This window comes from Exiguobacterium sp. s39 (genome assembly GCF_018618925.1).
Lineage (GTDB): Bacteria > Bacillota > Bacilli > Exiguobacteriales > Exiguobacteriaceae > Exiguobacterium_A > Exiguobacterium_A abrahamii.
In genome coordinates, this window is record NZ_JACSNA010000001.1 from 1295702 (window position 1) to 1318281 (window position 22580).

Consider the following 22580-nt stretch of genomic DNA (forward strand, 5'->3'; position numbering starts at 1 on the left):
TCCCTCCTTACTTCGTCGCGAGTAGCTGTGTTAAGGCCGCCGCTTTTTTAGCATCCATCTTGGCAATGATCGCCGCCTGTTGTTCCGCATCGATGTCCTCGATGATCGGTACGACTTCTGTCGGACTGAGTTCGTTTAAGATGAGCGCAGCATCCTTTGGTGCCATTTCAGCATAGACATCTGTCACAGATGCTGCTTTTTTCTTCGTCGCCTTCGTTTGATCCGTCGTCGCGGGCGTCGGTGTTTGTTTTAAACGATCCCGTTCTGCAATCAAACGTTCGACTTCCTGTTCTTTAGCTTTTAAACTATCCGATTGTTCTTTGCTTTGATTGCGTAGTTTCTTGATTTCTTGATTCGCTACTTTCAGACGACGTTCGAGTTCTGCTGACGGATTTGCTTGATTCGTAGTCGTTTTTTCCGTTGCGAACGGTAAGGATAGCAATGGACGTCCATTCGCATAATTTAATACGAAATAAGCTGTCAGCAAGATTAAAATCAAAGGGATGATCAATAAAGGTAAGATCCATCCTTTTGACGTTTTATTTTCACTCATATCATCCGTCCTCTTCCAAACTGTAACAATGCCAGTTCATCTAATTGATTTTGTTCCGTCAATGCCTCGATTCGTTTCGTTTCAACCGTATGATTCTCTTGCAGACGACTAAACTTCTTCTCCTCGATCAACGCTCGTTCGAGTGCTTCCTGCGCGCGTTCATAGCGATTTTTCGATTGTGTCACGTACAGTTGTTGCCGTTCGATTTCTTGCTTCACGACATCTCGAGCCCGCTCTCGATATTGCGAAGACGTTAATTCGACGATGCCAATCTCATCTTGCGCTTTCAGAAAGGATTCATAACGGACGAGCAGATGGTATAGTTTTTCGACTTCGATCTCATATTGTTTTTTATGAAGGCTCAATTCTTTTGCGACGCGATCTTTCTCTGCTTCAGCCAAAGGAATGATTCGTTCATAAATCGTCTTCATCTTCCGCCCTCCTTACTGAATCGTTGCCATGAGTTGCTGACAAGCTTTCTCGAAGTCACTGTCTTCATGGATTTGTTGTTTTAAGAAACGGATCAGCTCCGGATATTTATCGACGGCACGATCAATTTCCGGATTCGTCCCTTTTTTGTAGGCGCCGATATTGATTAAGTCTTCCGAATCAAGATACGTCGATAACAGCTGTCGAAATGCGACGGCAGCTGTCTTTTGTTCAGCAGTCGTGATTTGATTCATGACACGACTGATGGATCGTAAGACATGAATCGCTGGAAACTGTCCTTTGTTCGCAAGATTACGATCAAGAACGAAATGACCGTCTAAGATCCCTCGTACAGCGTCAGCAATCGGTTCATTCATATCGTCTCCATCGACGAGTACGGTATAAAAAGCCGTGATCGAGCCGTCTTGTGTCTTCCCGCTACGTTCAAGCAATTGAGGAAGAAGAGCAAATACACTTGGCGTATATCCTTTTGATGCAGGCGGTTCACCTGTCGCAAGACCGATTTCTCGCTGCGCCATCGCAAAACGTGTGACGGAATCCATCATCAAGACCACATTCTTACCCTGATCCCGAAAGTATTCAGCGATGGCTGTTGCCGTATAGGCGCCTTTTAAACGAACAAGTGGCGGTTGATCACTCGTCGCTACGACCAAGATGGAGCGTTTCATCCCCTCTTCGCCAAGTTCTGCCTCCACGAATTCCTTGACTTCACGTCCTCGTTCACCAATCAAGGCAATGACGTTGATGTCTGCTGTCGATCGTTTTGCAATCATCCCGAGTAGTGTCGACTTCCCAACTCCTGATCCTGCAAACAAACCAACGCGTTGTCCTTGACCGACCGTTAGTAGCCCATCGATGGCACGGATGCCCGTCGAGAGAACATCACTGATACGAGGTCGCTCCAATGGACTCGGTGGTTTACGAACGATTGATGTCGTACGGAAATTTTCTAATGCCTCTCCGTCCAGTGGTCTCCCTAGACCATCAAGCACTTTACCAATCAGTTCATCGCCTACAGGGACGTGGAGTGGTTTTCCTGTCGCAAGAACGATCGAGCCTGGAGCAATCGATGTCGTTTCACCATACGGCATGAGTAGGACGTGACCTTCTCTAAAACCGACGACTTCCGCTTCAATCGTCTGCCGTTGTTGAATTTGGATCAAACAACGCTCGCCGATTGCGACAGCCGTTGGTCCACGTGATTCAATCATCAATCCAATCACTTGTACGACCTTTCCGGAATGCTGAACGAGTTCTTCCGGACGAATTTCTCGAACTGCGGCTTGAATCGCATTTACGTTAAACATGATGTAAAACCTCTTTGATTTTGGTTTGTAGGGCTTCAAAGCCACTTGTCAAACCACCTGTGATTGCTCCATTCTCCGAGTCGATCCGATAATCGCGTGCTTTAAGCGCTGGATCAAATCGTAATTGAATCGTCGCATTGGCACCTAGAACATCTTGGAGCTGCTCTTCAAGCAAAACGACCCGTTCAAAATCCGCTGGTGAAGCGTAGATAATGATCTTTTCACGATCTCGGAACTGAATGATCAACTGATGTAATAATTGGTATAATGCCTCTTCTTCTTCATCATGTAACTGCTCTAGAAACTGATGCGTCACCTGGAGTCCAAGCACACACAATTCATGTTCCAATCGCATCAATCGCTCTTGATTTTGCTCTTCGATTCGTGCAGTAAACGTATTTGTCGTTGCGATTTGCTCTTCGAACGTTGCTTGTCCTTCCGCACGTCCTGTTTCAAATCCAGCCTGGTGTCCTTCTTCATATCCTCGTTGACGTGCTTCCTCTAATGCCTGAAGACGTTCTTGTTCAAACTCACGCTGACGCTGTTCAAACTCTAGAACCATCACCTGGCGAAGACGTTCTAGTTCAGCGTGACCTTCTGCCATCTGCTCTTCATAGAACGTATCTGGAACGATTGCCGATTCTTCCTGAGCATTTCGGACTTGAACGAGTGTTCGTTCCTGTCGTTCAATCACAGCTTGTCTTTTGATGACGTTAGACAACAATATCATCTCCTCCACCACGAGCCACGACGATCTCACCCATGTCTTCTAAGCGGCGGATGATTCCGACGATTCGACTTTGTGCTTCTTCGACGTCTCGGAGACGAACAGGACCCATGAATTCCATATCCTCTTTGAACGATTCGACCATCCGTTGTGACATGTTGCGGTAGACCATATCCTTGACGTCGTCTGACGATACTTTGAGTGCCAACAGTAGATCTTCGTTCGATACTTCGCGGATGATGCGCTGAATCGCCCGTGCATCGAGCGTGACGATATCTTCGAAGACAAACATCCGTTTTTTGATTTCTTCTGCGAGTTCCGGATCCTGAATCTCGAGCGTATCGAGAATCGTTCGTTCCGTTGTCCGGTCGACACCGTTCAATACTTGAACGACTGCCTCGATACCGCCAGACTGCGCAAAATCTTGCATGCCTGCTTGTGACAGATTCCGTTCGAGAATTTGCTCTACTTCGCTAATGATCTCCGGGTTCATTCTGTCCATCGTCGCAATCCGCCGTGCTACATCGGATTGTGCTTCTGCCGGTAGCTCCGAGAGAATCTGTCCTGATTTGGCAGGATCAAGATGGGCAAGAACAAGCGCGATTGTTTGCGGATGTTCATTTTGAATGAAGTTCAATAGCTGTTTCGGGTCTGCCTTTCGTGCAAACTCAAACGGTCGGACTTGTAACGTCGATGTCAGGCGATAGATGAGTTCCATCGCCTTTTCTTCACCAAGCGCCTTCTCAAGAACCGATTTAGCAAACCCAATTCCACCTTGAGTGATGTAGTTTTGCGCCGTCGCTAGTTCATGAAACTCATCGAGAACGACTAACTTATCTTCTGGATCGACTCGTTTCATACTTGAGATTTGAAGGGTCAACCATTCCATCTCTTCTTCCGATAAATGTTTATATACACTGGCAGCGACTTCAGGACCTAACGAAATCATGAGAATCGCAGCCTTTTCCCGACTGTTCATTTCTAGCTTCTTCATCTCATCAATCCTCCGCTAACCAAGTACGTAATAATTTCGCAAACTCATCCGGATTGGATTCAGCGAGTTTTTCAAGCTGTTTGCGTTTGACTGCACCATCGCTCGTATCTTCTGTTGATAATTCCGGAATTTCCGTCTCAATCGGTGTCCATTCCTCAAGTTCTTCAATTTCATTCGCTCTCCGTCGACGCATGAGGAGGATGACTGCTCCAATGACGAGGATTGCCGCTCCACCAAGGGCGAACCAAACCCACATCGGTGTTGCCGTCGTCGTTTTCGTCGCTGCCGTCGTTTCCGCGAATGGTCGAGACATGACAACGACCTTATTGGCAAGTTCTGCATCCGTCAGCGTTGCTTTCGCATCTGTCTTCGTTAATGATGTCCGGATGATCGAGTACATCATCGTCTGTAAGTCAGTTTGTAGTTGTGGATCGATCTGATTCTGACCTTTTGGTGGCTCGACGATGATTTGAATTCCTAAATCACGAATCTCGTAAGGAGCTCCTGTGATTTGTTTTGTGATTCGATTGACTTCATAGTTGATGATATCGTGTGTTTTCTCACTCGTATCACCCGTCGTTCCAGTACCCGCCGGGAAATTCGTCGTCTCATTTTGCCCCGTACCTGCTGTACCAGCATTTGCAGAGCCTGTGTACGCTTCTGCTACTTTTTCAGCAGACGTGACGATCCCTTCGATTTTATCGGGATCTACTGGCTCAACAAGCTTTTGTTCTTCCTGACGTTTCGTGACATCGACATCTGCCGTGACTGAAACGAGTGCTTTTTGTGGACCGAGAACGACAGATAGCATCTGCTGAATCTGCTTGCGTAAATCGTTTTCCGTCGTTTTCTTCAGCGCCATCGGATCGGTTCCGCCCGCTGTTTGCGTAGCAGATCCTGGCTCGTAATACGTAAAATACTGATCCATGATCGTAATGTTTTCTTCTTTAAGGTTCGGAATACTCTTTGCAATCAAATGATACAACCCTTGAACCGTTTGATTGTTAAGATTACTACCCGCGCTAGAAGTCAAGACGACAGAAACCGTTGAAGATTCCTTTTCATCAGATAGAAAAACACTCTTCTCCGGGAGAGTGATCATGACTTTTGCTGACTCGATCCCGTTAACTTGTGTGATCAAGTTTTCAAGTTCCGTCTGCATCGTATCGCGTTCGAGAATGTTCATCTCCTTATCCGTCGTTCCGAATCCAGCATTTTCACTAAAGAAGGAATAATCGATTTGACCGGATTTTGGTATACCAGCCGTCGCTAATTCGACTTTTAAGTTTTCGACATTTGCTTCTGGAACAAGAATCGTCACACCATTCGCTTCAGTAACGACTTCCGATGCGATTCCATCTTCATTTAGCTTTTCCGTCACTTGCCCTGCTTCTTGAGGGGATAGCTTCGAATAAAGAGGTGTCATCGTTGGTTTAGATAACCAGACGATGGCGACAATCAACGCTGCTAAAACGACAACGATGATTCCTAAAATCGTCGCCTTCTTCGCAAGTGACCATTCTTTCCATGTCGTATTCATAGCTCCCAATCGAGCTTTTAAACGTTCGTTCATTCAACATCTCCCACGCTTTCCTTAACAGTCACAGTTGCATACGCATCATTTCTTGGTATGCTTCGATGCCTTTGTTACGGACTTCAAGGGCGAGTTGCATAGAAAGCGATGCCTCTTCTGTTTTAATCATGATGTTATGTAGATCCGTCGTCTTTCCTGTCGCGAGATCGACGCGCGCTTGAGATGAGGCATGTTGCGTTGCATTCAGTCCGTTCATGGCTTCACTGAGCACCTCACTAAAATCACTTGGTGTCGTCTTAGCGACTGTCTGCGTGGGTAGTACCATCTGCATGTTTTGAATTGGTTGAATTGCCATCTCTTCATCTCCTCTACTTATTTACCAATCTCCATCGCTTTGACGAGCATCGCTTTTGTCGCGTTCAAAGCCGTTACGTTCGCTTCGTAAGAGCGTGTCGCGCCCATCATGTCGACCATTTCTTTTAAGATATCGACATTAGGCATCTTGACGTACCCGAGTTCATCCGCATCTGGATGCGTCGGATTATATTCTAATTTGAATGGTTCAGGATCCTTCTTCAATTCACTGACCGTGACACCATTGGCGGTCTCTTTTAACACAGCGAGTTTTCTCGCATACGGTTGCCACTGTCCATTGACGAGCTCACCTCGTGTCGTTTGAGCATTCGCGATGTTTGCCGAGACTGTATCGAGACGCAAACGTTGGGCAGTTAAACCGGACGCAGACGTATGAAATCCGTTGAACATACTCATGGATTATTTTCCTCCTCGGATAACAGACTGAATGCCAGAGAATTTGCGATTCAACTGTTCTACCAACGCCTCGTACTCAATTTGATTGCGTGATAATTCAGACATCTCAAGATCGATATCGACACCATTTCCATCGTTACGCATTGTATTTGGTCGATCGACGATGCTACCAGAAGTTCCGATTGTTGCATGTCGCTTTAAACTCATTTTCATTTCTGAATCGAGCACATCTCCAAACGTGACACGCTTTGCCTTATACCCAGGCGTATCGACATTCGCGATGTTCTTAGCGATGACCTCCTGTGCCATGACCGTTCGATTGACGGCTTGTGTCATTACGTTATAGTCAGACCCTAACCAATTCATCTTCTTTCCTCCACTCATGGGAACTATATTCAAATTCACGACAAAAAGTAAGTCGTTAGTAACATATCTGAAATAATTGAAACAAATAGGTCAATGTTTGAAAAGAAGTTTTTTGAAAAATAGGGTAATGAGATGTTAATATTCTGTTTTTTATTCCCTTTTCTTATAAAAATGATAAATAATACCTAGTCAAACAAAAAAGACCTAGTACTTAACTAGGTCTTCTCTCTATTAGAAGCGACTCCCTATTTTAGTTCGATTTAATTCGTTCTAATTCATATAGGAAATTATCGTTTAAGATTTTAATGTATGTTCCCTTCATTCCAAGCGAACGTGACTCGATGACTCCTGCACTTTCGAGCTTACGAAGCGCATTGACGATAACGGAACGCGTGATACCGACGCGATCGGCAATCTTTGAAGCAACGAGTAGTCCTTCATTTCCTTCAAGCTCTTCGAAGATATGCTCAATCGCTTCAAGTTCTGAATAAGACAACGAATTGATCGCCATCTGAACGACTGCTTTCTTGCGTGCTTTATCTTCCGCCTCATGTGCCTTCTCACGAAGGATCTCCATCCCGACGACTGTCGCACCATACTCCGCAAGCACGAGGTCTTCTTCGTTGAAGTCTTCTACCATACGACCGAGAACAAGTGTACCAAGGCGTTCTCCACCACCGATGATTGGTACGATCGTCGTTTTCGACGTTTCGAACGTATCACGGTTGTCGACTGGGAATGCCGTGTGTTCACTATCGATGGCAATGTTTGCTGTCGTTTCCGTGACGTTAAATAATTTTTTCGTGTAATCTTCCGGGAATTGACGTTCTTCTAAGAAACCACGGACCCGGTCATTTTCGATTTGTTGCTTGATTGCGATACCTAGTAACTTACCGCGCCGACTTACGATGAATGTGTTCGATTCCATGACTTCGCTGAGTCGATCAGCCATGACCTTGAAATCAACATGTGTGCTCGCTTCTTGTTGTAACATCGTATTCAGCTTCCGCGTTTTCGCCAATAAATTCATTTTTTCTTCCTCCACTTTATAAGATGAACTGACTTAAGTCTCGATCATCTGCTACTTTTCCAACTCGATCCGTCACGTATTGTGGCGTGATCGTTACATCCGTCTCCGGCATGTCTGCTGCTTCGAAGGATAATTCTTCAAGGACGCGCTCCATGATCGTATACAAGCGTCGTGCTCCAATATTATCCGTCTCATCGTTTACCTGTGCAGCAATCCGTGCGATTTCACGAATGGCTTCTTCTGTAAAGGTGACATGAACGTGCTCTGCCCCTAATAATGCTTTATATTGTTTGAGTAATGCTTGGTTCGGTTCAGTTAAAATTTTAACAAAGTCATCTTCCGTCAAACTGTCGAGTTCGACACGGATCGGAAAACGACCTTGGAGCTCAGGAATCAGATCAGATGGTTTCGCCATATGGAATGCACCCGCAGCGATGAACAAGATGTGATCCGTCTTGACTGGACCATATTTCGTAACGATCGTCGATCCTTCAACGATCGGTAAGATGTCTCGTTGAACACCCTCTCGTGAAACACCAGCTGAATCATGTCCTTTTGTCGCGATCTTATCGATCTCATCGACGAAGATGATACCCATCTGTTCTGCGCGACGAACCGCTTCGTCATGGACTTCGTTCAAGTCGAGCAACCGTTCCGCTTCTTCCGCTGTCAAAATCGGACGCGCTTCCTTGACTGTGAGCTGACGCTTCTTCGTTTTCTTCGGCATGACTTGTCCGAGCATATCCTGAAGATTCGCAAGCCCCTCCATACCTTGTTGCCCAGAGAATAAATCCACTTGACGTTCTTCAACATCGACCTCAATCATTCGATCCTCGAGTTGCCCTGTCAGTAATTGCTGACGAAGTAACGAACGGTCGGCTGTCGCTTCCGATGTATCCGGCTCTTGTTGCTTTTGGTTACCACCGAACAACATCTCAAACGGATTCGTTCCACCACTGAGACCAGATGATGCTTTTTTACCAGATAACGCATCGACGATTCGTTCGTTTGCCACTGCTTCCGCTCGATCCTTGAGCGCTTCCTTTTTCTCATCTTTGACAAGACGTAGAGACGCTTCGACGAGATCCCGCACCATTGACTCCACATCACGACCGACGTACCCTACTTCCGTGAACTTCGTCGCTTCGATTTTGACGAACGGCGCACGGACGAGTTTCGCGAGGCGTCGCGCAATTTCAGTCTTTCCGACTCCGGTCGGTCCGATCATCAGGATATTCTTCGGTGTGACTTCATCCCGCATCGATGCATCGAGTAATTGTCGACGGTACCGATTACGTAAAGCAATCGCCACCGCACGTTTAGCATCCGCTTGTCCGATGACATGTTCATTTAACTTCTCGACGATTTGTCTTGGTGTCAATTCATGCATGGTCATTGCCTCCGATCGTTTCTAGGATGATTTGATCGTTCGTAAAGACACAGAGTTCACCAGCCGTCTCAAGCGCTGCGCGGGCGATCTCCTCTGCTGTGAGATGACTTGCGTGTCGAGCTAACGCGCGACCTGCTGCAAGCGCATAATTACCACCTGAACCGATTGCGAGAATGCCATCATCCGGTTCAATGACTTCCCCGTTTCCGGATACAAGTAAGAGATGTGTTCCATCCATGACGAGTAAGAGTGCTTCTAGTTGACGCAGCATCTTATCGCCTCGCCATTCCTTCGCTAGCTCAACTGCTGCCCGTTGTAAGTTCCCGTTATACATTTCAAGCTTCGCTTCGAATTTTTCAAAGAGTGTAAACGCGTCCGCGACACTTCCAGCAAATCCGGCAATGACTTTGCCACCATAGAGGCGCCGTACTTTTTTCGCACTTTTCTTCATGATGACTTGGTTTCCAAAAGTCACCTGTCCGTCTCCGCTCATCGCGGATTGTCCGTTATGTTGAATCGCAAAAATCGTCGTTGCATGAAACATCAATGTTTCCTCCCTTAGGCACGAGGATGTGCTTGTTGATAAACATGTCGTAATCGTTCCGTCGTTACGTGTGTATACTGACCAGTCGTCGACAGCGATGCGTGTCCAAGTAACTCCTGGACCGCTCGCAAATCGGCGCCTCTTTCCAGTAAATCTGTCGCGAAACTATGACGAAGCGCATGTGGTGTCACATGTTTCCCAACGAGTTGTTCCCCTTTTTTCATGATTTTCCGAATCGCATCCGTCGTCAATCGACGCCCTGAATGAGACAAGAACAACGCTTGCTCATGACCTGCGACTGGATCTCGTGATGGTAAGTACAGTTCTAATGCATCTTTAGCAAAGGTTCCAATCGGTGCGATGCGTTCCTTCCCACCTTTTCCATACACATGGACGTAGGAGTGATCAGTCGCGAGATCACGAAGATCTAGTTGAACGACCTCGCTGACCCGCATACCCGTCGCATATAAAAGTTCTACTAACGCCACATTCCGGTTACCAAGCGTATCACTCGATCGAAAGGCATCGAGGAAACGTTCATATTCCGTTGGGACGAGGAATGTCGGAAGTCCTTGTTGTCGTTTTGGTGCTTTTAATCCATCGAATGGATTAGGCTCATCGGTGTCACGTGTCAAAAAACGACCAAATTGTTTGAGGCAGGAAACTTTTTGTGCAATCGTCGCCCGCGCCAGCTCCTGATCGTAAAGAGCATACAAATAACGCCGTGCACTTGCCAATTCAATCGATCGTAACTGATGATCGCGGCAAAAAGCGGCGTATTGTCGAAGTGTTTGATCATAAGAGCGACCTGTATTCGGAGATAATTGACGTTCAATATGAACATACCGCATGAAATCTTCTAGCAGTCGCTCAAAAGCAGTGTCTATCCCCATGAATGCGCCCCCTTCTGACCATTTCATTCTCGAATCGCCCTTAGCATAGCACAGACCAAGTAGTCTGACAATAGACCAAAAACCGAAAAATTAACGAAATTATCACGCTTTTATGACAAATTAAGAAATGGGGAGAAAGAGCGCTGAATCACGCCTTTCTCCCCATCAACAATCACATATCCGTGAAATCTTTGATTGCTTCAAGTGCTCGCTCTGCGTAGAGCGCATACTTCTCAGGTTTTTTCATCCGAACCGGATGACCGACGAGTGCTGGTACCAATCCGAAGTTGGCATTCATTGGCTGGAAGTTCTTCCCTTCCGTCGTCGTGATATAGTGCGACATCGCACCCATCATCGTTTCCTGCGGGAACGTAACCGGTTCCGCCTCATTGACGAGACGTGCCGCGTTGATTCCTGCCGTTAAGCCGGACGCTGCTGACTCGACGTACCCTTCGACACCTGTCATTTGACCAGCAAAGAACAAGTCGTCACGTGTACGTGTCTGATACGTTGGCTTTAACAAATTCGGTGAGTTGACGAACGTGTTACGGTGCATGACACCATAACGGACGATTTCTGCATTCTCAAGACCAGGAATCAAGCGAATGATCCGCTTTTGTTCGCCCCATTTCAAATGTGTCTGGAAGCCGACAAGGTTGAACAATGTTCCAGCTGAGTTATCCTGACGCAATTGAACGACAGCATATGGTCGTTTGCCTGTCTTCGGATCTTCAAGTCCGACTGGCTTCATTGGTCCGAACAAGAGTGTTTTCGGTCCGCGAGAAGCGAGAACTTCAAATGGCATACAGCCCTCGAAGTAAATCTCTTTTTCAAATTCCTTCAGTGGAACGACTTCCGCATTGATCAGCTCATCATAGAAGAGCTGGAATTCTTCTTCCGTCATTGGACAATTCAAGTAGGCAGCTTCACCTTTATCATATCGTGATTTCAGGTAAACCTTCTCACGATCGATCGTGTCTCCATCGAGAATCGGTGCCGCTGCATCGAAGAAGTATAGGTAATCTTCACCTGTGAATTGTTTAAGTGATTCCGATAATGCCGCACTCGTCAACGGACCCGTCGCGACGATCGTCGGACCATCTGGAATCGCTTCGATTTCTTCATGATGGACTGTAACGTTCGGGTGGTTTTTCAACGTTTCCGTCACATATCCTGCGAAGTCATGCCGATCGACAGCAAGTGCTCCACCTGCTGGAACGCTCGCTAAGTCTGCTGCTTTCATGATCAAGGAATCGAGCTGACGCATCTCTTCCTTTAAGACACCAACTGCGTTCGTTAACTGGTTCGCTCGAAGTGAGTTCGAACAGACGAGTTCAGCGAATTGGTCTGTATGGTGCGCGGGTGTCTGTTTGACAGGCCGCATTTCATATAAATCTACTTGTACGCCGCGTTTTGCAAGTTGCCATGCTGCTTCAGAACCTGCAAGTCCCGCGCCGATTACCGTTACACGTTTCAACGGTCATTCCTCCTCTTGCTCCTGATCGATGCGTGTTTCATGATGTCCACAAGATGTACATTCTACTTTCACACCGTTCTTGATTTTCTTTTGTACCATCATACTACTACATACCGGACATGGTTCTTCGACCGGTTTATCCCATGAGACGAACTCACACTCCGGATAGTTCGAACAACCGTAGAACAAACGTCCTTTTTTACTACGACGTTCGACGATGTCGCCCGTTCCACATGTCGGACACTTCACACCGATCTCGACTTGGATCGGTTTCGTGTTACGACACTCTGGGAAGTTCGAGCACGCCATGAACTTGCCATAACGCCCCATCTTGATGACCATCGGATGACCACAGACTTCACAATCTTCTCCAGCCGGTTCATCTTTGATTTCAATCTTCTCGATTTCTGCTTCTGCTCGTGTCAGACGTTTTGCAAAGGACTTATAGATTGGATCGACGACTTCCGTCCACTGCATGTCACCTTTTTCGATCGCATCGAGTAAAGCTTCCATGTCTGCCGTGAACTGGACAGTGATGAACTCTTGGAAATAGTCGCTGATCATATCGATGACGAGTTCACCGAGTTCCGTTGGTAAGAATTTCTTCTCTTCAAGCGTCACGTAACCCCGTTTTTGAATCGTATCGAGCGTCGGCGCATACGTCGACGGACGACCGATACCGAGCTCTTCCATCGCCCGGACAAGACGTGCTTCCGTATAACGTGGCGGTGGTTGTGTGAAGTGTTGTTTCGGTTCGATTGCTGATTGTTTCAACTCTTCCCCTTCATCGAGTGGAGGAAGTAGTCCTTCCTTGACGTCTGAAACCGCCTCATCGTCCGTATCTTCGATGTAGACCTTCATGAAGCCCGGGAATTTAACGGTCGACCCGTTCGCACGGAACGTGACGTCGTTCGAGACGAGATCGATTTTGACAGTATCGAGAATCGCTGGCGCCATCTGGCTTGCGACGAACCGTTCCCAAATTAGTTTATATAAGCGGAACTGATCACGCGATAAATACGATTTGACGAGTTGTGGCTCGCGCATCGTCGAAGTCGGACGAACCGCTTCGTGTGCATCTTGTGAGTTCGCTGATTTCTTTTCTTTACGTTTCTCGCTTGCGATGTATTCTTTTCCGTACGCCTGCTCAATGAACCCGTGTGCTTCGAGATTCGCCGAATCTGACGTCCGTGTCGAATCGGTACGCATATACGTAATCAAACCGACTGTACCTTCTTTTCCAATTTCGATTCCTTCGTATAGCTGTTGTGCGATCATCATCGTCTTCTTCGCTCGGAAGTTCAGCTTACGTGCTGCCTCCTGTTGCAAAGAACTCGTCGTAAACGGTAACGCCGGATTCCGTTTCCGCTCTTTTTTCGTGACGGAATCAACTGTAAAGTCTTCTGAGAGTTGATTCAAGATTTGATCGACTTCTTCTTGCGAATGAAGTTCACGCTTCTTGCCATCGACTCCGTAGAAGTTCGCTTCGAGCTTTTCACCGTTTGCATCGAGTTCGAGTTTGATCGTCCAGTATTCTTCAGGCATGAACGCATTGATTTCTTGTTCACGATCGATGATCATCTTGACGGCAACGGATTGAACGCGTCCCGCAGATAACCCTTTTTTAATCTTCTTCCATAATAACGGACTCATGCTGTAACCAACAAGGCGGTCCAAGATACGACGGGCTTGCTGCGCATCGACAAGATCATAGTTGAGCTTGCGTGGTCGCTTGAACGAATCCTTGATGGCATCTTTCGTGATTTCATTGAAGACGACGCGGCACTCCGTTGATTCATCAACACCTAATGCTTTAGCTAAATGCCATGCGATCGCTTCCCCTTCACGGTCGGGGTCGGCTGCGAGATAGATTTTTTGTGCTTTTTTCGCAGCTGTCTTGAGTTCTTTTAAGACCGGACCTTTACCACGGATCGTGATATATTTCGGTTCATAGTCATGTTCGACGTCGACTCCCATTTGGCTTTTCGGCAAGTCAATGACGTGCCCCATCGACGCTTTCACGGTATAGTTGGATCCGAGATAACGTTTAATGGTTTTTGCCTTAGCGGGTGACTCGACGATTACTAGATATTTTGCCATTGCAATCGCTCCCTATTAGAGGCGTACTCGTATTTTAATCTCACTTATCATAGTAGTCTCGATTCCCATTTGTCAACGTTCAGCCGAATACTTTTTGAAACTTCTTCCGGATCAAGGAGTGGAATCGCTCCTTCTGCGATCAATTGATTCGTTCCGGTAAAGAACGATTCCGTGGGACAACCCGGCAAACAATAGACATCTTTTCCTTGGTCAAGCGCATGACTGGCAGTATTCATCGTACCGCTTCGTTTCGCCGCTTCGACGATGATCAATGATGAAGATAATCCAGCAATGATCCGGTTCCGTTCTAGAAATTGAAATTTTTGAATAGGAGTTCCAGGTGGATATTCAGAGAGAAGAAGACCGTTCGAGAGGATGCGTTCAAAAAGAGAAGCATGGGAATTAGGATATAGACGATCAAGTCCTCCTGCGAGAACCGCAATCGTTGTCTGCTGATGTTTTAAGGACAAGCGATGGACGAGGGCATCGATACCATAGGCACCTCCGGAAACGGTGGCGAGATCTGGATGAAAGAAGGGTTGCAAGAAACGCATGCGGGAAAGATGGTGCGGTGAGGGGGTTCGACTACCGATGATACTGACGCGTGGAAGTGTTAGGCGGGACGGATCACCGCGGTAAAAGAGGGCATAGACCGGTTGAGGGATCGTCAGTAACACAGTCGGAAACAGTGGATCTCCTTTGACTAGAATCGACTCTTCGATCCAATCAAGCTGTAATGCTTGTTCATACCGTTTTCGAAGACGCGTCGAAACGGGTAATTCATGACTTGGAACGATTCCAAATTGCTCAATCAATCGGACGATCGTGTAGGGTACCTGACACATGGCGAAGCGGATATACAGTTCTCGTTTCATGAGATCAGCGCTCCTTATTTAAGCTTCTTATTTATATAGAAGAAAGCCGTCCTGATTTGATCAGGACAGCTCCTTTTTTTGATTTATTTGACTGTGCTGTTCGTCACGCACTCGTCATAGATCCCTGCTTCTTTGATGACACGGATTAACGTCTCACCAATGACAGCTGGTGTTTCTGCCACTTCGATTCCGTTTGCACGGAGTGTCTTGATTTTTTCAGCAGCTGTTCCTTTACCGCCAGAGATGATCGCACCTGCGTGACCCATCCGTTTGCCGGCAGGAGCTGTTTGACCACCGATGAAACCAATGACTGGTTTCGTCATGTTCGCTTTGACCCACTCAGCCGCTTCTTCTTCAGCTGTTCCACCGATTTCCCCTAACATGATAACGGCTTTTGTTTCTGGATCTTCGTTGAATGCTTTGAGCGTATCGATGAAGTCCGTTCCGTTGACCGGGTCGCCCCCGATACCAACAGCTGTCGATTGACCGATACCAGCAGTCGTCAATTGATGGACAGCTTCATATGTCAAAGTCCCAGAACGTGAGACGATACCGACATGACCTGGTGTATGGATATATCCTGGCATGATACCAAGTTTCGCGACACCTGGAGTGATGACGCCCGGGCAGTTCGGTCCGATGAGACGAACTGGTTTGCCTTCGAGGTAACGTTTTACTTTGACCATATCAAGAACTGGAATACCTTCCGTGATACAGATGATCAGCGCGATGTTCGCATCTGCTGCTTCCATGATTGCATCCGCTGCGAATGCTGGTGGTACGTAGATGATCGATGCGTTCGCACCCGTTTTTTCGACCGCTTGTGCGACCGTATCAAAGACAGGAACACCACCGAGTACTTCCGTACCGCCTTTTCCTGGTGTGACACCGCCTACGAGGTTTGTGCCGTAGTCGATCATCTGTTCACCGTGGAACATCCCTTGGTTACCAGTAATCCCTTGAATAATGACTTTCGTCGATTCGTTCACCCAAATACTCATCTTTAGCTCCCCCTTACTTCACGAGCGCAGCGATTTTTTCTGCGCCGTCTGCCATTGATGTAGCTGCTGTAATCGCTAGACCTGAATCTTTGAGAATTTGTTTCCCTGCATCAACGTTCGTCCCTTCAAGACGAACGACGAGTGGCAATTCGAGACCGACTTCTTTTGTCGCCGCAACGATACCTTCTGCGATGACGTCACATTTCATGATTCCACCGAAGATGTTGACGAAAATCCCTTTGACGTTCTCATCCGACAAGATCAGTTTAAAGGCTTCTGTTACTTTTTCCTTCGTCGCACCACCACCGACATCGAGGAAGTTCGCAGGATCACCACTGAAGTGTTTGATGATATCCATCGTTGCCATGGCAAGACCAGCACCATTGACGAGGCAACCGATGTTTCCATCGAGCGCGATATAGTTCAAATCACTCTTTGATGCTTCGACTTCGCGTGGATCTTCTTCTGTTTCATCACGTAACGCCACGATGTCCGCATGACGATACAATGCATTTGAGTCGAAGTTCAACTTCGCATCCAGTGCGAGGACTTCGCCATCCTTCGTCGTAACGAGTGGGTTGATTTCTGCGATCGAACAATCCTTGTCGACGAAGAAGTTATAGAGTTTCGTGACCATACCGACGAACTTGTTGACGAGCTTCACAGGAACACCCATTGCAAACGCAAGTTTACGCGCTTGGAATCCTTGAAGACCAACTGCAGGATCGACGACTTCTTTGATGATTTTTTCTGGTGTCGCTTCCGCCACCTCTTCGATGTCCATACCACCTTCACTTGATCCCATGATGACGACACGTCCTGTCACACGATCAAGTACGATTCCAAGATAGTATTCTTTGTCAATCGCACACCCTTCTTCGACGAGAAGACGTTGAACGACTTTTCCTTCTGGACCTGTTTGGTGCGTGACGAGCGTTTTGCCGAGTAACTCCGTCGCATATTCCTTCACTTCTTCTTGCGATTTCGCAAGCTTGACGCCACCTGCTTTACCGCGTCCCCCCGCGTGAATTTGAGCTTTGACGACTTTGATCGGGCCTGACAATTGTTCTGATGCATCGACCGCCTCTTCGACGGTGAAGGCTGCGATTCCGTTTGGTACGGGTACACCGTACGAACGAAGTAATTCTTTTGCCTGATACTCATGTACATTCATGAAAAAATCCCCCTTAACCCCTTTAGTTTCGGCTCTTTCATTGTAGTTAAAATTGGAAGCGCTGTCTATCGTTATCGACCGAAAGCTTTATTTTTTCAGAAGTTCATCTTGATCGAGACGATATAAAAAGGCGAATAACTCAGCGATGACACCGTATAATTCTTCCGGAATCTGTTCTGATACTTGAACAGCATCTAGTAACGTCATCAATGTTTCGTCCTGCCGGATCGGAATATCATGTTTTAATGCCTCTTCTAAAATCCGTTCTGCGATGTGTTCCGATCCCTTAGCAACGACTTTTGGGGCATGCATCTGTTCTTCGTATGATAGAGCTATTGCTTTTTTCATATATGAAGATCCACCCTTCCGTTACGCGTTGAGATATCATGCGGTACGCGCTCTTTCGTCTGTTCGACCCAATCGAATCGCGTCAATGCATAGCCTTGTTCCTCAAGACGAGTCTGAATTTGCGGTGTGTAGGCTTGCATGAACGTATTGACGTGCGCATTTGGATGAAAGACGGAAATCGAAACATTCCGGTCTACGATCAAGACGTCGACAGCGACCTCACCGAGCGTCGGTAATTGAAGATATAGGACGACGCGGGCATGATTTGGATCAAACGTCCGTTCGAACGGTGCTTCCATCATGAGATCAACATCTTCGAATGGTCCAAATTGAGGTAATTGAAATAAATAGACTCCTTTCCCTGCTTCGTTCGTTGCTTGGACGAGTTGTTGCGCTAAAATCTGATCACTCGTCTTTCGATCAAGCGTTCGACCTGTCTCGTCACCCTTTGCCAGTTGAACGAGTTCGGTAAGGGCGTGTTTTAACTGCTTCGCTTCTCCTTCCGTCACCGGTTGACCAATTTGCCTTAGGAGTTCCCGTGTTTCCGCAGTCGGTACCGTCTGGCGTTGTAAAAAGGAGTCGAGTAACTGGGGGAGAGCCGACTTTTGCGGAACAGACTCGGTCGAGATGATTTTTAAAACCGGTTGTCCCTCTGCTGAAACGACTTGAAAGCGATACATGTTCCCTTCTTTTAATTCAGCCGTCGTCCCTGCCGTCAAGACGCGTTGACCGACTTGGAGTTCCATTAATCCGTCCGGCAACAGCTTCAATACTTTACCGACGATGTTTGCTCCTTCCCGTAACGGTAGGTTCGCATGATCGATGATTTTAAATGGAAGTAAGGCACGATGTTCGATTTGCATGCTCGATTCCTCCTAAAGACGTTCTTTGACAGGACGGAATGTTTTCCGGTGAATCGGTGTGACGCCCAGTGTATCGAGCGCTTGTAAATGTATCGGTGTTCCGTAACCTGCGTGTGTTTCAAATCCATATCCCGGATACTCGATTGCGTATTGTTCCATCATCGCATCTCGTGTCTCTTTCGCAACGACACTTGCAGCAGCAATGGAGACACTTCGCGCATCTCCTTTGATAAGAGAGAGTTGTGGTGTATCGTCGTCGAGTGTCATCGCATCGACAAGTAAGGCATCCGGTCGTAATTGGTGTACTGCGTCTTGCATCGCCCGTTTCGACGCCTGATAGATATTGATTTCGTCGATTTCAACCGGTTCGATGATGCCGATCGCAATCTCAGCAACTTCTTGCAGATGCTTAAGTGCCGCTTGCCGCTGTACTTTACTCATCTGTTTTGAATCCGTTAGTCCTGGATGATAGAATCCGTCTGGTAAGATGACCGCTGCTGCGACGACCGGACCAGCTAGTGGACCTCGCCCGACTTCGTCCACTCCTGCAATTCGAACGTATCCTTGCTGACGATACTCGTCTTCAAATGCGAGTCGTTCCTTGAAATCGATCCGTTGCTGCTCTTCGTGCGCAAATCGTCGTTCTATCTGACGAAACAGTGTATGCACCCCTTTTCGCGTATCTGACGCCAGTTCCTGCTTTAACTGAATAAATTCTTCTAATGTTGCTTTTTGCAATCGTTCTTTTAATTCTGCTATCTTCATACATCCTGCTCCTTTGAAAAAAACTTGGACATCAAAAGATGTCCAAGTCCGTTATGCATGCGTTTCCCACTCTTCAACCGTTTCAAGCGTCACTCGACCTAGCTTTTCCGTTCGTAGTTCATGCAGGAGCATTTCGCTCGTCCGCTCGAAATCGACATAGCCACCTGAGACGAAACCACGTTTTTTACCGATTGCTTCGAGTACATCAACCGCTTCTCCCGATACTTCGTCGAGACGATAGCGCTCACGCAATTGCTCCGGATACCTTGTCTTTAGCTCACGAAGGGCAAATAGCGCGATATCGTCGATGTTTAAGATATCATCCTTGATCGCTCCTGTCGCTGCTAACCGATACCCGACGACTTGATCGTCGAACTTCGGCCAGAGGATACCTGGTGTATCGAGTAATTCCATCTCACCTGTCTTCATTTTGATCCATTGCTGGCGTTTCGTCACACCCGGACGGTCACCGGTGATTGCGATGTTCCGACCAGCGAGACGATTGATGAGCGTCGATTTCCCAACGTTTGGAATACCGATGATCAAGGCACGGATTGCACTCGGATTCCGACCTTTTTCTCGCATCCGTGCATGCTTTTCTTTCATTAAACGTAACGCACCTTCATGGATTTGATTCAATCCTTTGTTATGCTTCGCGTCAACCGCGACGACATCGACACCATCTGCTCGTAATGCGTTCATCCATTGTTCTGTCAATCGTTTATCCGCCATGTCTGCCTTATTGAGGACGATCAGTCGCGGCTTACCTGCCGTAATCTGTTCGACCATCGGGTTACGGCTCGACATCGGAAGACGTGCATCGACGAGTTCGATCACCACATCGATCAACTTTAATTTTTCTGTGACTTCCCGACGTGCTTTGGCCATGTGACCGGGGAACCATTGAATCGTCATATCCTTCACCTCGTTCATATATTCCTGGACTTCTTGCTGATCATACGATACATGAAAAAACATCCACTCCCTAGTATACGCAACTTAAGACAAGAAAAGAAGATGAGCTGCTTACTTTTAACGGCAAGCGTCTCATCTTCTTTCGTTTTAATCGACAGAGCGTACATCATTGAATGGATAGAAGACGAAGTTCGTCGTTCCGACGATTTGTTCTTCATCCACGAAACCGATATCACGACTATCTTTTGAATTTTGACGATTGTCTCCCATGACGAATACTTTCCCTTTTGGAACAGTCGTCTCTCCTGTTCGCTCTTCAAGCGTGAAGTCTTCCGTCAATGGCACACCACTCATCTGGGCTTTGTATTCTTTCAGATACGGTTCGGCGACCTTCTTATCGTTGACATACAACGTATCGTCTTTGTAATACATCGTATCTCCCGGAACAGCGATGACCCGTTTGATGTAGTCTCGCGTTTCCGTTGCATGGAAGACGACGATATCGCCTCTTTCTGGTTCATTAAAATAGTACGGGACCTTATTGACGATCATTCGATCCGCATTGTGTAAGGTCGGCATCATCGATTCCCCATCAACGATGACGGGTACGAACAGGAACGTTCGAATGATGAACGCGATGACGAGCGCTACGACGAGCGCCTTTACCCAACTGAATAACTCCTTCACGAATTCCACTCCCTTGATTAACGCAATTTCTTCCTAAGGACTAGTATACGCATAAACTGCAAAAAAAAGAAGCTTGTCCGGAGACAAGCCACTTTTTCACATGATTAACGACGAATTTCTTTAATACGCGCCGCTTTACCGCGAAGGTTACGGAGGTAGTAAAGTTTCGCACGACGGACTTTACCGTAGCGAACGACTTCGATTTGTGCAACACGTGGTGAGTGGAGCGGGAAAGCACGCTCAACGCCAACTCCGTAAGAAATTTTACGGACTGTGAATGTTTCACTGATGCCGCCACCGTGACGTTTGATGACTACGCCTTCGAAGAGCTGAATACGCTCACGCGTACCCTCGACGACTTTAACGTGTACACGGACTGTATCCCCAGGACGGAACGCAGGGACGTCTGACTTGATTTGTTCTTGTGTAAGTTCACGGAACAATTGTTGTGTGTTCATGAATGATTTCTCCTTTTTTCACCAATGTTCTTATCTTCATTTGCTTCAAGCATCCGACAGCGGAACATCGTTAATGGGTGGCTTTTGCCACATGTTTTAACTTATCATAGATTCAGTCGTTTGACAATCCTGAAATCGAGTCTAAATAACGTTGATCTTCATCCGTTAACGATGCATCCACGAGAAGATCAGGGCGCCGCTCATATGTCCGCTTCAGCGACTGTTCCCGTCGCCATTTTTCAATTCGGGCATGGTTGCCTGATAACAAGACATCGGGTACTCGATACCCTTTATATTCTGCCGGACGCGTATAGTGCGGGTATTCGAGAAGTCCCGTCGAGAAGGAATCATCTTCGTGACTCGCAGAAGCACCGAGGACGTCCGGTAAGAGGCGAACGACGGCGTCGATCATCGTCATCGCAGCGAGTTCTCCTCCCGTCAAGACGAAGTCTCCGAGCGAGACCTCATCCGTCACCAACTGATCATGGATTCGCTGATCAAACCCCTCATAGTGGCCACATAAGAAGACAAGTTCTTCTTCGTTTGCCCATTCTTCCGCCATTCGTTGCGAAAACCGTTTACCGGTCGGTGTCATGACGATGATTCGTCGTTTTCGTTCCGGTAGACTTGCCATCGCATCGAAGACGGGTTGAGGTGTCAACAGCATGCCGGCTCCTCCGCCATACGGATAATCATCGACCTTACCATGTCGATTCGTTGAAAAGTCTCGAAAATTGATTGTTTCGAGTATTACGTGTTGATCGTCTTGCGCTCGCTTGACGATCGAATGATCAAGCGCTGAAAACATCTCTGGAAACAGCGTCAATACACGGATGTTCATTCCTCGATCAGTCCCGGAAGCGGCGTGATCTGAATGCGTTTCTGTTCGACGTCGACGGAAGCGACGACCTGCTCGATATACGGGATCAGGACATCTTTTTTTCCGTCGCGTTTGATCGTCCAGACGTCATTTGCGCCCGTTTCGAGAATGTCGGATACGACTCCGATTTTCGTCTCACCGTCATAAACCGTACAACCGATGATCTCATGATAGTAAAATTCATGCTCGTCTAAGTCCTGTAAGTCTTCTGCATGGACATAGAGTTTCAATCCTTTGTACTTCTCGACGTCATTGATATGATGCATCCCTTTGAACGTCACCATGATGAATTGTTTATGCTTTCGGTAGCCACTGATCGTTACCGGTGTATACGTGCCTTCAGAGCCGAGAAAGACTTCTTTTCCGACCTTAAAGCGTTCTTCCGGAAAATCCGTGCTTGCGAGTAACTTCAATTCCCCTTTTAGACCGTGCGTGTTGGCGATTTTCGCAATTTCCAACCATTCCATTCGTTTCACTT

At 47.1% G+C, this 22580-nt stretch carries 26 protein-coding genes; all 26 read right to left on the reverse strand.

All coding sequences use genetic code 11. The annotated features are described in order from the left end of the window. Positions 1–7: 7 nt before the first annotated feature. A complete protein-coding gene (locus KNQ11_RS06915) occupies positions 8–553 on the reverse strand; it encodes a MotE family protein (protein ID WP_214770710.1) in 546 nt (181 codons plus the stop codon). Then, positions 550–984 (reverse strand): flagellar export protein FliJ, encoded by a 435-nt coding sequence (locus tag KNQ11_RS06920; RefSeq protein ID WP_029342072.1) that lies wholly within the window; start codon positions 982–984, stop codon positions 550–552. Before KNQ11_RS06920 ends, KNQ11_RS06915 begins: the two co-directional genes overlap by 4 nt. A 12-nt stretch (positions 985–996) precedes the next feature. Continuing rightward, entirely contained in the window at positions 997–2310 is a 1314-nt protein-coding gene (gene fliI / locus KNQ11_RS06925) for a flagellar protein export ATPase FliI (RefSeq protein WP_214723607.1), read from the reverse strand. Beyond that, positions 2303–3040 (reverse strand): FliH/SctL family protein, encoded by a 738-nt coding sequence (locus KNQ11_RS06930; RefSeq protein ID WP_214770714.1) that lies wholly within the window; start codon positions 3038–3040, stop codon positions 2303–2305. The genes fliI and KNQ11_RS06930 overlap by 8 nt, the downstream gene beginning before the upstream one ends. Then, positions 3024–4031 (reverse strand): flagellar motor switch protein FliG, encoded by a 1008-nt coding sequence (gene fliG / locus KNQ11_RS06935; protein ID WP_214770716.1) that lies wholly within the window; start codon positions 4029–4031, stop codon positions 3024–3026. Before fliG ends, KNQ11_RS06930 begins: the two co-directional genes overlap by 17 nt. Before the next feature lie 4 nt (positions 4032–4035). Next, positions 4036–5571 (reverse strand): flagellar basal-body MS-ring/collar protein FliF, encoded by a 1536-nt coding sequence (fliF, locus tag KNQ11_RS06940; RefSeq protein WP_251139640.1) that lies wholly within the window; start codon positions 5569–5571, stop codon positions 4036–4038. A 61-nt stretch (positions 5572–5632) separates the two neighbouring features. Then, positions 5633–5920 (reverse strand): flagellar hook-basal body complex protein FliE, encoded by a 288-nt coding sequence (gene fliE / locus KNQ11_RS06945; protein WP_029342077.1) that lies wholly within the window; start codon positions 5918–5920, stop codon positions 5633–5635. 17 nt (positions 5921–5937) lie between these two features. Beyond that, entirely contained in the window at positions 5938–6336 is a 399-nt protein-coding gene (gene flgC, locus KNQ11_RS06950; RefSeq protein WP_029342078.1) for a flagellar basal body rod protein FlgC, read from the reverse strand. Between the two features lie 3 nt (positions 6337–6339). Beyond that, positions 6340–6702 (reverse strand): flagellar basal body rod protein FlgB, encoded by a 363-nt coding sequence (gene flgB / locus KNQ11_RS06955; protein WP_058704849.1) that lies wholly within the window; start codon positions 6700–6702, stop codon positions 6340–6342. A 250-nt stretch (positions 6703–6952) separates the two neighbouring features. Next, a complete protein-coding gene (gene codY / locus KNQ11_RS06960) occupies positions 6953–7732 on the reverse strand; it encodes a GTP-sensing pleiotropic transcriptional regulator CodY (RefSeq protein WP_023468725.1) in 780 nt (259 codons plus the stop codon). Between the two features lie 16 nt (positions 7733–7748). After that, positions 7749–9122 (reverse strand): ATP-dependent protease ATPase subunit HslU, encoded by a 1374-nt coding sequence (hslU, locus tag KNQ11_RS06965; RefSeq protein WP_214770722.1) that lies wholly within the window; start codon positions 9120–9122, stop codon positions 7749–7751. Further along, on the reverse strand, positions 9115–9666 hold the full coding sequence (gene hslV, locus KNQ11_RS06970; protein ID WP_023468727.1) for an ATP-dependent protease subunit HslV: 552 nt from the start codon (positions 9664–9666) through the stop codon (positions 9115–9117). Before hslV ends, hslU begins: the two co-directional genes overlap by 8 nt. Positions 9667–9680: 14 nt before the next feature. Then, complete coding sequence (locus KNQ11_RS06975; RefSeq protein WP_023468728.1) at positions 9681–10559, reverse strand: tyrosine recombinase XerC; 879 nt, start codon at positions 10557–10559, stop codon at positions 9681–9683. A 172-nt stretch (positions 10560–10731) separates the two neighbouring features. Beyond that, entirely contained in the window at positions 10732–12036 is a 1305-nt protein-coding gene (trmFO, locus tag KNQ11_RS06980) for an FADH(2)-oxidizing methylenetetrahydrofolate--tRNA-(uracil(54)-C(5))-methyltransferase TrmFO (RefSeq protein WP_023468729.1), read from the reverse strand. A gap of 3 nt (positions 12037–12039) precedes the next feature. Beyond that, positions 12040–14136 carry a type I DNA topoisomerase gene (gene topA, locus KNQ11_RS06985; protein ID WP_029342082.1) on the reverse strand — a complete coding sequence of 699 codons (2097 nt, stop codon included), beginning with the start codon at positions 14134–14136 and terminating at the stop codon, positions 12040–12042. Positions 14137–14183: 47 nt separating this feature from the next. Next, positions 14184–15011 carry a DNA-processing protein DprA gene (gene dprA / locus KNQ11_RS06990; RefSeq protein WP_214770738.1) on the reverse strand — a complete coding sequence of 276 codons (828 nt, stop codon included), beginning with the start codon at positions 15009–15011 and terminating at the stop codon, positions 14184–14186. A gap of 83 nt (positions 15012–15094) precedes the next feature. After that, a complete protein-coding gene (gene sucD / locus KNQ11_RS06995; RefSeq protein WP_023468731.1) occupies positions 15095–16012 on the reverse strand; it encodes a succinate--CoA ligase subunit alpha in 918 nt (305 codons plus the stop codon). 13 nt (positions 16013–16025) lie between these two features. Beyond that, positions 16026–17186, reverse strand: a complete 1161-nt coding sequence (gene sucC, locus KNQ11_RS07000) for an ADP-forming succinate--CoA ligase subunit beta (protein WP_023468732.1) — start codon at positions 17184–17186, stop codon at positions 16026–16028. Between the two features lie 87 nt (positions 17187–17273). Further along, a complete protein-coding gene (locus tag KNQ11_RS07005; protein WP_214723618.1) occupies positions 17274–17534 on the reverse strand; it encodes an EscU/YscU/HrcU family type III secretion system export apparatus switch protein in 261 nt (86 codons plus the stop codon). Further along, complete coding sequence (locus tag KNQ11_RS07010) at positions 17531–18397, reverse strand: flagellar hook-length control protein FliK (RefSeq protein ID WP_214723619.1); 867 nt, start codon at positions 18395–18397, stop codon at positions 17531–17533. Before KNQ11_RS07010 ends, KNQ11_RS07005 begins: the two co-directional genes overlap by 4 nt. Before the next feature lie 12 nt (positions 18398–18409). Then, a complete protein-coding gene (locus KNQ11_RS07015) occupies positions 18410–19162 on the reverse strand; it encodes a ribonuclease HII (RefSeq protein ID WP_214770741.1) in 753 nt (250 codons plus the stop codon). 51 nt (positions 19163–19213) lie between these two features. Continuing rightward, entirely contained in the window at positions 19214–20077 is an 864-nt protein-coding gene (gene ylqF / locus KNQ11_RS07020) for a ribosome biogenesis GTPase YlqF (protein WP_214723623.1), read from the reverse strand. Positions 20078–20224: 147 nt separating this feature from the next. After that, the gene (gene lepB, locus KNQ11_RS07025) at positions 20225–20764 is read right to left on the reverse strand and encodes a signal peptidase I (RefSeq protein ID WP_034786034.1); all 540 of its coding nucleotides are present in this window, start codon (positions 20762–20764) and stop codon (positions 20225–20227) included. A 104-nt stretch (positions 20765–20868) separates the two neighbouring features. Continuing rightward, positions 20869–21222 (reverse strand): 50S ribosomal protein L19, encoded by a 354-nt coding sequence (gene rplS / locus KNQ11_RS07030; RefSeq protein WP_023468738.1) that lies wholly within the window; start codon positions 21220–21222, stop codon positions 20869–20871. Between the two features lie 112 nt (positions 21223–21334). Beyond that, positions 21335–22063, reverse strand: coding sequence for a tRNA (guanosine(37)-N1)-methyltransferase TrmD (gene trmD / locus KNQ11_RS07035; RefSeq protein ID WP_023468739.1), 729 nt, complete (start codon positions 22061–22063; stop codon positions 21335–21337). Next, entirely contained in the window at positions 22060–22569 is a 510-nt protein-coding gene (gene rimM, locus KNQ11_RS07040) for a ribosome maturation factor RimM (protein ID WP_023468740.1), read from the reverse strand. The genes trmD and rimM overlap by 4 nt, the downstream gene beginning before the upstream one ends. Positions 22570–22580 lie beyond the last annotated feature (11 nt).

Bases quoted from the DNA above. Each gene is read 5' to 3' on its own strand.
- sucD (WP_023468731.1), bottom strand. From the start codon at position 16,012: ATGAGTATTTGGGTGAACGAATCGACGAAAGTCATTATTCAAGGGATT.
- codY (WP_023468725.1), bottom strand. From the start codon at position 7,732: ATGAATTTATTGGCGAAAACGCGGAAGCTGAATACGATGTTACAACAA.
- trmD (WP_023468739.1), bottom strand. From the start codon at position 22,063: ATGAACATCCGTGTATTGACGCTGTTTCCAGAGATGTTTTCAGCGCTT.
- KNQ11_RS06975 (WP_023468728.1), bottom strand. From the start codon at position 10,559: ATGGGGATAGACACTGCTTTTGAGCGACTGCTAGAAGATTTCATGCGG.
- sucC (WP_023468732.1), bottom strand. From the start codon at position 17,186: ATGAATGTACATGAGTATCAGGCAAAAGAATTACTTCGTTCGTACGGT.
- topA (WP_029342082.1), bottom strand. From the start codon at position 14,136: ATGGCAAAATATCTAGTAATCGTCGAGTCACCCGCTAAGGCAAAAACC.
- KNQ11_RS06915 (WP_214770710.1), bottom strand. From the start codon at position 553: ATGAGTGAAAATAAAACGTCAAAAGGATGGATCTTACCTTTATTGATC.
- rplS (WP_023468738.1), bottom strand. From the start codon at position 21,222: ATGAACACACAACAATTGTTCCGTGAACTTACACAAGAACAAATCAAG.
- ylqF (WP_214723623.1), bottom strand. From the start codon at position 20,077: ATGACGATTCAATGGTTCCCCGGTCACATGGCCAAAGCACGTCGGGAA.
- KNQ11_RS07015 (WP_214770741.1), bottom strand. From the start codon at position 19,162: ATGAAGATAGCAGAATTAAAAGAACGATTGCAAAAAGCAACATTAGAA.
- KNQ11_RS07005 (WP_214723618.1), bottom strand. From the start codon at position 17,534: ATGAAAAAAGCAATAGCTCTATCATACGAAGAACAGATGCATGCCCCA.
- fliG (WP_214770716.1), bottom strand. From the start codon at position 4,031: ATGAAGAAGCTAGAAATGAACAGTCGGGAAAAGGCTGCGATTCTCATG.
- fliI (WP_214723607.1), bottom strand. From the start codon at position 2,310: ATGTTTAACGTAAATGCGATTCAAGCCGCAGTTCGAGAAATTCGTCCG.
- hslU (WP_214770722.1), bottom strand. From the start codon at position 9,122: ATGCATGAATTGACACCAAGACAAATCGTCGAGAAGTTAAATGAACAT.
- KNQ11_RS07010 (WP_214723619.1), bottom strand. From the start codon at position 18,397: ATGCAAATCGAACATCGTGCCTTACTTCCATTTAAAATCATCGATCAT.
- KNQ11_RS06930 (WP_214770714.1), bottom strand. From the start codon at position 3,040: ATGATATTGTTGTCTAACGTCATCAAAAGACAAGCTGTGATTGAACGA.
- rimM (WP_023468740.1), bottom strand. From the start codon at position 22,569: ATGGAATGGTTGGAAATTGCGAAAATCGCCAACACGCACGGTCTAAAA.
- fliE (WP_029342077.1), bottom strand. From the start codon at position 5,920: ATGGCAATTCAACCAATTCAAAACATGCAGATGGTACTACCCACGCAG.
- dprA (WP_214770738.1), bottom strand. From the start codon at position 15,011: ATGAAACGAGAACTGTATATCCGCTTCGCCATGTGTCAGGTACCCTAC.
- flgC (WP_029342078.1), bottom strand. From the start codon at position 6,336: ATGAGTATGTTCAACGGATTTCATACGTCTGCGTCCGGTTTAACTGCC.
- flgB (WP_058704849.1), bottom strand. From the start codon at position 6,702: ATGAATTGGTTAGGGTCTGACTATAACGTAATGACACAAGCCGTCAAT.
- KNQ11_RS06920 (WP_029342072.1), bottom strand. From the start codon at position 984: ATGAAGACGATTTATGAACGAATCATTCCTTTGGCTGAAGCAGAGAAA.
- fliF (WP_251139640.1), bottom strand. From the start codon at position 5,571: ATGAATACGACATGGAAAGAATGGTCACTTGCGAAGAAGGCGACGATT.
- hslV (WP_023468727.1), bottom strand. From the start codon at position 9,666: ATGTTTCATGCAACGACGATTTTTGCGATTCAACATAACGGACAATCC.